General features: G+C 70.1%; 1 protein-coding gene and 1 pseudogene. One reads left to right on the forward strand and one right to left on the reverse strand.

All coding sequences use genetic code 11. The features are described 5' to 3' along the window. Positions 1 to 52: 52 nt before the first annotated feature. On the reverse strand, positions 53 to 2,161 hold the full coding sequence (uvrB, locus tag FHG89_RS31930) for an excinuclease ABC subunit UvrB (RefSeq protein WP_139588104.1): 2,109 nt from the start codon (positions 2,159 to 2,161) through the stop codon (positions 53 to 55). Positions 2,162 to 2,553: 392 nt separating this feature from the next. Here uvrB and FHG89_RS31935 point away from each other — a divergent pair. Beyond that, a pseudogene (locus FHG89_RS31935) lies at positions 2,554 to 2,771 on the forward strand (hypothetical protein); the annotation flags it as partial.

Raw genomic sequence — 2,771 nt, forward strand, 5'->3', positions numbered from 1 at the left:
CCCGCGCCCCGACCGGCCGCGCCCACACGGGCGTCGCCGGCCGGGACGGTCGTCACTTCACGCCGGCGGCGTCCATCCCGCGCAGCTCCTTCTTCAGGTCGGCCACCTCGTCGCGGATCCGGGCCGCCAGCTCGAACTGCAACTCGCGCGCGGCGGCCAGCATCTGGTCGTTGAGCTCCTGGATGAGCTGGGCGAGGTCGGCACGGGCCATCCCCTCCCGCGAGGGAGTGGCGGCCCCGGCCCGACTCCGGCTGCGCGTCTCCTTGACGGGCGCCTTGCCCCGGGAGAGCTGGCGCACCGCGCCGCCCACCCGGGAGTTCTCGGTATCCTCCGCCTCGCGGTAGATGTCGTCCAGGATGTCGTGGATCTTCTTGCGCAGCGGCTCCGGGCTGATGCCGTTGGCCTCGTTGTGCGCGATCTGCTTGGCGCGCCGCCGATCGGTCTCGTCGATCGCCGCAGCCATCGACGGGGTGATCTTGTCGGCGTACATGTGCACCTGCCCGGACACGTTACGGGCGGCCCGCCCGATGGTCTGGATCAGCGAACGGCCGCTGCGCAGGAAGCCCTCCTTGTCGGCGTCGAGGATCGCCACCAGCGACACCTCGGGCAGGTCCAGGCCCTCGCGGAGCAGGTTGATGCCGACCAGCACGTCGTACTCGCCCTTGCGCAGCTCGCGCAGCAGCTCCACCCGGCGCAGCGTGTCCACCTCCGAGTGCAGGTAGCGCACCCGGATGCCGTTCTCGAGCAGGTAGTCCGACAGGTCCTCGGCCATCTTCTTGGTAAGCGTGGTGACCAGGACCCGCTCGTCCCTCTCGGTGCGCAGCTTGATCTCGTGCATGAGGTCGTCGATCTGGCCCTTGGTCGGCTTGATGACGACCTCCGGGTCGATCAACCCGGTGGGGCGGATGACCTGCTCGACGAACTCGCCCTGGGACTGCTCCAGCTCCCACGGGCCGGGGGTCGCGGAGAGGTAGACCATCTGGCCGACCCGCTCCAGGAACTCGTCGAAGCGCAGCGGCCGGTTGTCGGCGGCGCTGGGCAGCCGGAAGCCGTGGTCGATGAGCATCCGCTTACGGGAGGCGTCACCCTCGTACATGCTGCCGATCTGCGGGATCGTCACGTGCGACTCGTCGACCACGGTGAGGAAGTCGTCAGGGAAGTAGTCGAGCAGGCAGTGCGGCGGACTGCCGGGCAGCCGCCCGTCCATGTGCATCGAGTAGTTCTCGATGCCGGAGCAGAAGCCCACCTGGCGCATCATCTCGATGTCGTAGGTGGTGCGCATCCGCAGGCGCTGCGCCTCCAGCAGCTTGCCCTGCCGCTCCAGCTCGGCCAGCCGCTCGACCAGCTCCGCCTCGATGTCGCGGATGGCCCGCTCCATCCGCTCCGGGCCGGCCGCGTAGTGCGTCGCCGGGAAGATCACCAGCTGGTCGACCTCGCGGACCACGTCACCGGTCAACGGGTTGAGGTAGTAGAGCTTCTCCACCTCGTCGCCGAACAGCTCGATGCGGACCGCCAGCTCCTCGTACGCCGGAATGATCTCCAGGGTGTCACCCCGGACCCGGAAGGTGCCCCGCTGGAAGGCCATGTCGTTGCGGGTGTACTGGATGTCGACCAGCCGGCGCAGCAACTGGTCACGGTCGAGCTCCTGGCCGACCTCGACCCGGACCGCCCGGTCCAGGTACTCCTCCGGGGTGCCCAGACCGTAGATCGCCGAGACGGTCGCCACCACGATCACGTCGCGGCGGGTGAGCAGCGACATCGTCGCCGAGTGCCGCAGCCGCTCGACCTCCTCGTTGATCGAGGAGTCCTTCTCGATGTAGGTGTCGGTCTGCGGAATGTACGCCTCGGGCTGGTAGTAGTCGTAGTACGAGACGAAGTATTCGACCGCGTTGTGCGGCAGCAGCTCACTGAACTCCTTGGCCAGCTGCGCGCAGAGCGTCTTGTTGGGGGCGAGCACCAGGGTCGGGCGCTGCAACCGCTCGATCAGCCACGCCGTCGTGGCGCTCTTGCCGGTGCCGGTCGCGCCGAGCAGCACCGTGTTACGGTCGCCACGCCGCACGCGTCGCTCAAGATCGTCGATGGCGGCCGGTTGGTCGCCGGCCGGCTGGAACTCACTGACGACCTGGAAGCGGCTGTCCAGCCGGGGAATGTCGAGCGCCATGACCTCAACGGTACGCCGGAGGTCCGACAGGAACGGCCGTCACGCCGGCTACGTGATCAGCTTCAATATTCCCATTGTGTGGCACATGTCACCGGCGCTAGGCTCTCCACGTAGGCCGCTCGCGGCGGCCGACCGGGCCGGTGGCCGGGCCGTCATCTCGGCCGGTCGCCCCCGGCACTGCGGGTCGCAGCACCCGGCACGTCCGGCGTGCGCACCTGTGTGGTCGCGCTCGAGGCGCAGACCGGCCGCCGCGAGCGCCCCTGCTCGTCACCCCGTCGCGCCCCACCCGTTTCACATCCGTGGACACCTCTGCGCACCCGGCAACCGACACCGACTCCGGGGCCGCGTCCCGGTCCGACCGCCCGACCCCACCCGCCCAAAGGCGGCGGGCGGTGCTGCTGCTGCTCGGCCTGACCGCGGCGATGTCCGCGACGGCGCTGGTGATCGGGCTGCTGGGCTGGGCTCCCGACCCGCCCGAGCCGGCCCGGCCGCTCACCCTGGGCGAGGGCGAGCGGCTCGCCGCGATGCGGGTCACCAACCTGCGGGATCTGCGCGCCGGGGTCCGTGTCACGGCCGGCGCCGACGCCGCGCGCACCGAACTGGTGGGCTG

The sequence above is a fragment of the Micromonospora orduensis genome (assembly GCF_006228125.1).
GTDB lineage: Bacteria > Actinomycetota > Actinomycetes > Mycobacteriales > Micromonosporaceae > Micromonospora > Micromonospora orduensis.

Bases quoted from the DNA above. Each gene is read 5' to 3' on its own strand.
- uvrB (WP_139588104.1), bottom strand. From the start codon at position 2,161: ATGGCGCTCGACATTCCCCGGCTGGACAGCCGCTTCCAGGTCGTCAGT.